Origin of the sequence: Longimicrobium sp., assembly GCF_036280135.1 — a bacterium.
Taxonomy (GTDB): Bacteria; Gemmatimonadota; Gemmatimonadetes; order Longimicrobiales; family Longimicrobiaceae; genus Longimicrobium.
This window is the reverse complement of record NZ_DASURI010000516.1, coordinates 1-5126: the sequence shown is the minus strand read 5'-3', so window position 1 is coordinate 5126 and position 5126 is coordinate 1. Positions and strand designations below refer to the sequence as shown.

General features: G+C 72.3%; 4 protein-coding genes. All 4 read right to left on the bottom strand.

All coding sequences use genetic code 11. The annotated features are described in order from the left end of the window. Positions 1-65 precede the first annotated feature (65 nt). On the bottom strand, positions 66-425 hold the full coding sequence (locus tag VFZ20_RS16655; RefSeq protein WP_329685040.1) for a hypothetical protein: 360 nt from the start codon (positions 423-425) through the stop codon (positions 66-68). Positions 426-999: 574 nt separating this feature from the next. Continuing rightward, entirely contained in the window at positions 1000-1527 is a 528-nt protein-coding gene (locus tag VFZ20_RS16650; RefSeq protein WP_329685039.1) for a hypothetical protein, read from the bottom strand. Positions 1528-2130: 603 nt separating this feature from the next. Beyond that, positions 2131-4032, bottom strand: a complete 1902-nt coding sequence (locus VFZ20_RS16645; protein WP_329685038.1) for a methyl-accepting chemotaxis protein — start codon at positions 4030-4032, stop codon at positions 2131-2133. A 322-nt stretch (positions 4033-4354) separates the two neighbouring features. Further along, complete coding sequence (locus VFZ20_RS16640; RefSeq protein WP_329685037.1) at positions 4355-4999, bottom strand: hypothetical protein; 645 nt, start codon at positions 4997-4999, stop codon at positions 4355-4357. Positions 5000-5126: the final 127 nt, after the last annotated feature.

Below are 5126 nucleotides of genomic sequence, written 5' to 3'. Positions count from 1 at the left end.
AAGTTTACACCCTCTCCCACGCAGTTTGTGGGAGAGGGTGCGAGCGACCGCGAGCGGGTGAGGGCCTACCGCCGCGCCGGCGGATTCGCCAGCGCGCCGACCGCCAAGCCCAGCAGCGCGCCCGCGGGTACCGTGAGGATGTGAGCCGGCGCTCCGATCCACTCGTCCGAGGTCGCCATGACGTAGGTGCCGACAACGGCGCCCACGGCCGCGCCCGCCAGCAGGCCGATCGTGGGATAGCGGAACCTGGATCGCGGCGCGATCTCCGTCGTCGGCCGGGACGCGGCGTCGCTCGGCGCGGGGGAGAGCGCGGCCGGCAGCGGCGCGGCGGGCGCGAGCACGGCGGACCGGCTCTGCGCGGCGGCGCTGGGCGTGTTGATGATCAGCGCGGCGGCGAGCGAGGCGAGCAGGATGGCGAAACGCATGCGATTCGGGAGGAAGTTGGCGCGGAACGGATGAGGCGCGGTCCTACACGGCCCGATCCGTGAAAGGTCCGGCGGTAGACGTCGATCGATGATGCACGAAACGATGGGCCGCGACCCTGCCGGATCGCGGCCCATCCTCGTTTGGATGCTTGGGCAAGGCGGCTACGTGCGGCCGCGCCCGGGAAACATCGATCGAGTCATCTGTCGCGTCCCGTCTCCTGAAGACGTCCCCAGCGGTGTTGCCACGACATCACTTCGATGCGTCATCCTGAGGAGCCGCCGCGCAGCACTTCATCCGTGCAGGTGCCATGGCGGCGACGAAGGATCTTGCCCGCAAAGCTCGGAGGCGGCCCCTGTGCACGGGATCAGTCCCGAGTCTCGCACACAAGATCCTTCGGTCGCGCCAAGGTACTGCGTGCGTTCACGTTATGTGCGGCGCTCCCTCAGGATGACGCTTCCGGGGGGCCAGGGAAAAACGGTTTGAGACCGCGCGACGACGTGAACCCGGTCCGAACAAAACGAGGCGGGGCCGCCCCCTGAGGAGCGGCCCCGCCGTGCATCCGCCGAAATGGGCTCAGTCCGTCGTCACGGCCACGCCGCTGGCGTCCAGCTCGCCGCGCAGGTGGTTGAGGTGCGTGGTAAAGATGCTGTCCTCCTCCTCGGCCGCCTTGCCGTCGGCCGCGAGCACGGCCAGGCCCAGGCCGCCCAGCGCCGTCACCACCTGGTCGGCGTTGCGGGTGCCCAGGGCGCGGTCCATGGCCACGATGGCGTGGATGTACGCCGGCGTGGCGCCCAGGAACGCGTGCAGCGCGTCGGGATCGCTCGTGATCTCCACGCTCTCCATGGCGCCCTCGCGCAGCTCCTCGTGCGACGACTGCGAATCGCTCACGGCGTTGATGACGCGGTGGTAGACGTCCAGCTCGCGCGCGTTCACGTCGTCGTCGCCGGCCAGCAGCAGGCCCAGGAAGTGGACCAGGTGCTGCACGGCGTCGTGCCGCGCGTCGCCCTCGCCCTGCCAGTAGCCCTGCGCCTGTGCGTTCTCGGCGGCCTGCACCACCAGCCGGGCAAGCTCGTCCGGCGAAAGCTGGATGTTGTAGCTCATCGTATCTCGAAGTCGAACGCTCGTATCTCGTGTCCCCCGCGTGGACCCACGGCGGATGCTGCGGCCCGCCGATCTGCCGCACCCGGCCGGCGGCCATGCGCCGTCGCACAACCTGCGGCGCGTGGGAGGGGACCGCAAGCGCGGCGGATGAGGATCCCGTGACGGGAGCCCGGCGGGGCCCGCTCGCAGGGACCCAGCGGGCCCTCACCCGCTCGCTTATGCTCGCACCCTCTCCCACAAACTGCGTGGGAGAGGGTGTACACTTCGAGCGAGCCGTGCCCTGACGTGCACATCTCTCCGCAGGGTGCGATCCCGCGTGCGATGTGCGCCGGGGCGGCCCTCCGGAGAAGTTGAAGCCCCGCCGTCCGACGCGAAGCCCGCGACGCCAGAGCGATTGAAATCGCCGCTGGAAAGGCGCGAAGTCCGCCTGCGCGGACTGCCCCAGCGAGGGTACGGCCTTGTGCACCGGAGCGGCCCTCCGGAGAAGTTGAAGCCCCGCCGTGCGACGCGAAGCGTCGTCAGGGCGGGGCTTACCGCTGTCGTAGCGGCGGCTTTAGCCGCTCAGGCTGGGGACGCGCTTCCGTAGCTCGATACCGACTCCGCCTAGAACCGCCGTCCGTGCGCGCCGACCCCGTTCCCGTTCGTCCCGTGCGCGCCCGATCCGTTCGCGCCCGCCATCGCATGGGCGGGAACGTGCGGCGGCATCGCGTGCGCGGGCACGTGGCTCAAGTCGAGCTCCATCGCCGGGTCCGCGTGCGGGGCGGCGTCGGCGCGCTCCGCGTCCGCCACGCGGAACCGCTCGGCCAGGTCGTTCATGGCCATGGCCATCCCCGCCAGCGTCTGGCTGGCATCCGCGAGCTCCTCCATGGCGGCGCTCTGCTGGTGCGCGGCCGTGGCCGTGTGCTCCGTGCGCGCGCGGCTCTGCCCGGCAATGGCCTGCACGCCGCGCATGGCCGTGAGCACCTCGTCCACGGCGGAGGCCTGCGCCTCGACCTCGGCGTGGATGCGCTCGATGGCCTCCACGGCGCGGTGCAGCCCGTCCACCATCGCGGAAAGCGCCGACTGCCCGTCGCGCGCGGCATCGCCCACGCCGCCCAGCCGCCGGTCCGCCAGGGCCAGCTGCTCGCGCACGCGCCCGATGGCGTCGCGCGTCTCGTTGACCGTGCCGCTCACCTGCGACGCGCTCGTGCCGGACTGGCCGGCCAGCTTGCGCACCTCGTCGGCCACCACGGCAAAGCCGCGGCCGTGCTCGCCCGCGCGGGCCGCCTCGATGGCCGCGTTCAGGGCCAGCAGGTTGGTCTGCTCGGCGATCTCGTGGATGGTGCTCACGAAGCCGCCAATGCGCTCGCCGGCCCCGTGCAGCGCGTCCACCGCCTGCGACGCGTGGCGGTAGCCCTGCTCGATCTCGCCCAGCATCTGCCCCGTCTGGGCAATGCGCTGCACGTGGCCGCCCGTCTCCTGCGCCAAGCGCCGCGCGTCCTCCGCCGCCGTGGACGCGCCCTCGCGCAGGCCGTGGTTCCGCGCGGCCAGGCGGCCCAGCGCCTCGCCGCCGCGCGTCACCAGCCCCAGCTCGCGCTCCACCTCGGCCGCCGTCTCCGCCGCGATGGAGCCTACCTCCACGGCGGACGCCTGCACCTCCTGCGCGGTGGCGGACAATTCCTCGGCCAGGGCGGCCTGCGCGCGGGCCTGGTCCTGCACCTGGCGGATGACGCCGCCCAGCGACTGCGCCACGCGGTTCACGGCCGCGGCCAGGAAGTCCATCTGGTCACGCTCGCGCGCGTCCACCCGCACGCGAAAGTCGCCGTCTTCCACGGACGACAGCGCGCGGCGAATCTGCCGCAGCCGCCGCGTGTAGTGCGTGGGCGTCAGCAGGGTCGCGGCCAGCACGGAGACCACGACGGCCGTCTCCAGGGCCAGCATCTCCCAGCGCAGCTCCATCCCCGGGTTGGCCCACAGGCCGACCAGCCGGGCCACGGGATACAGCACCGCGCTGGCCCCCGTCGACATCCACCCCGCGCGCGGCACGCCCAGCGCCGTGGACGAAAAGAGCGCCGCGTAGTACGGGATCATCAGCATCCCGAACGGGCCGTGCGCCGCCGTGAACCCGAACAGGGCAAGGTGGTCGACGACCAGGCTGGCCCAGAACTGCCATGGCCGCCACAGGTTGCGCAGCAGGGCGAGGTGAAACGCGCCGTTCACGAGCGCCACGCCGCCGCCCACGACGAGGATGGCCTCGTAGGAGATGGTCATCACCCCCAGCCACCGCAGCAGCGCCACCAGGGGCACGGCGCCCACGATGAGGATCCAGCGCACCCACACCTCGTCCTGCGTCTTGGCGCGCAGGATGTACGCGTGCTCCGCCGCGAAACGGGAGTCCAGCCCCGCCGGCTCCCCCGCGTGCGGATGCGGGTCGGGCGTGGGGGAGGGGGGCACGTGCGCCGGCCGCGGGGACGGGACGGGGCTGGCCGAAACGGCGCGCCACTCGGGCGCGGATACGGTGCTCAAGACGGCCTTCTGCCTGTGCTACGGTGAGAAGCGGCGACCGCGCGGACGCACTGCATGACGGGCCCGGGCGCGGGGAAATCCCTCGTCCGGGCAGGGGGCGCCCACCGGCGCGGGCCGGACGGGCAGTATCAGCTTTGTCGCAGACCCGGAAGATCGGCCGTCTACAACGTGGCGTCAAGGGTGTGCATAATGCCAATCCGCGTGCAGATTGCGAACGCCGCGCGGGCCCTGCGAAAGCGTGCCACAAGGCCACGGAGTGCACGCCGTCCCTCCCCCGCGCGATGGCGGAGGAGGGACGGTGCGCCGCGCGTGATCTCGTCCGTCAGCCCTGCCGGCGGCCGAACGCGGGGTAGAACTGCACGGTCCACTCGGAGCCCGTGGCGTAGCCGGCCAGGTTGCGCGGGTTGAAGATGCTCAGGCTGGTGATGGCGCCGCCGCGCATCTCCGCCGGGCCGTCCAGCACGCGCAGGTGGCAGCCGCCGATCACCAGCCCCGCCTCGGGCGCGTCGTTGCTGATGAGCGTGCACGCGCCCTTGGCCGTGAAGATGCCCTCGGGCGTGTCGAAGCGCGCGTAGAACTGCTGCGGCAGCCCCGGCGGGAACGTGGGATCCGTGATGCGGATGCACGCCGTGGCCGAGCCGATGCGCTTGACGCCGTTGTTCACGATGCGGCCGGACGACGCCGTGTTGGCCTCGGACCACAGCGACGCGCCCAGGAACACGTTGGTGGCAAAGCCCGCCTGCGCGCAGACGTTGCGGTCCGCGGGGAACTCCGGGTCCTCCACCGAGCGAAAGCGCAGCACCACGGGGTCGCCGCCCGTCTGGCGCGAGAAGTTGGGTCCCGCGGCCTGGCCGCCGGCCACGACGGCGTCGGCGGTCGCGCGGTCCGCGGCGGGCCCCGCCGGGGCGTCGCCGCACGCGGCGGCCGTGAGCACGAGCATGAACGCGGCGAACGAGCGAATCTGCATGTCTGCTCTCCAGTATCGTAAGGTTGGGGCGATTCCTTCACTTCCGTCCGAGTGGCCGCCGCGCGGGCCGCCCTCGATCCGTCTTCGTCCCGCGGTTCTCCCCCTCCCCCGCGGAGCGGGGGCAGGG

Coding starts and splice junctions, on each gene's coding strand:
- VFZ20_RS16655 (WP_329685040.1), bottom strand. CDS start 425: ATGCGTTTCGCCATCCTGCTCGCCTCGCTCGCCGCCGCGCTGATCATC.
- VFZ20_RS16650 (WP_329685039.1), bottom strand. CDS start 1,527: ATGAGCTACAACATCCAGCTTTCGCCGGACGAGCTTGCCCGGCTGGTG.
- VFZ20_RS16640 (WP_329685037.1), bottom strand. CDS start 4,999: ATGCAGATTCGCTCGTTCGCCGCGTTCATGCTCGTGCTCACGGCCGCC.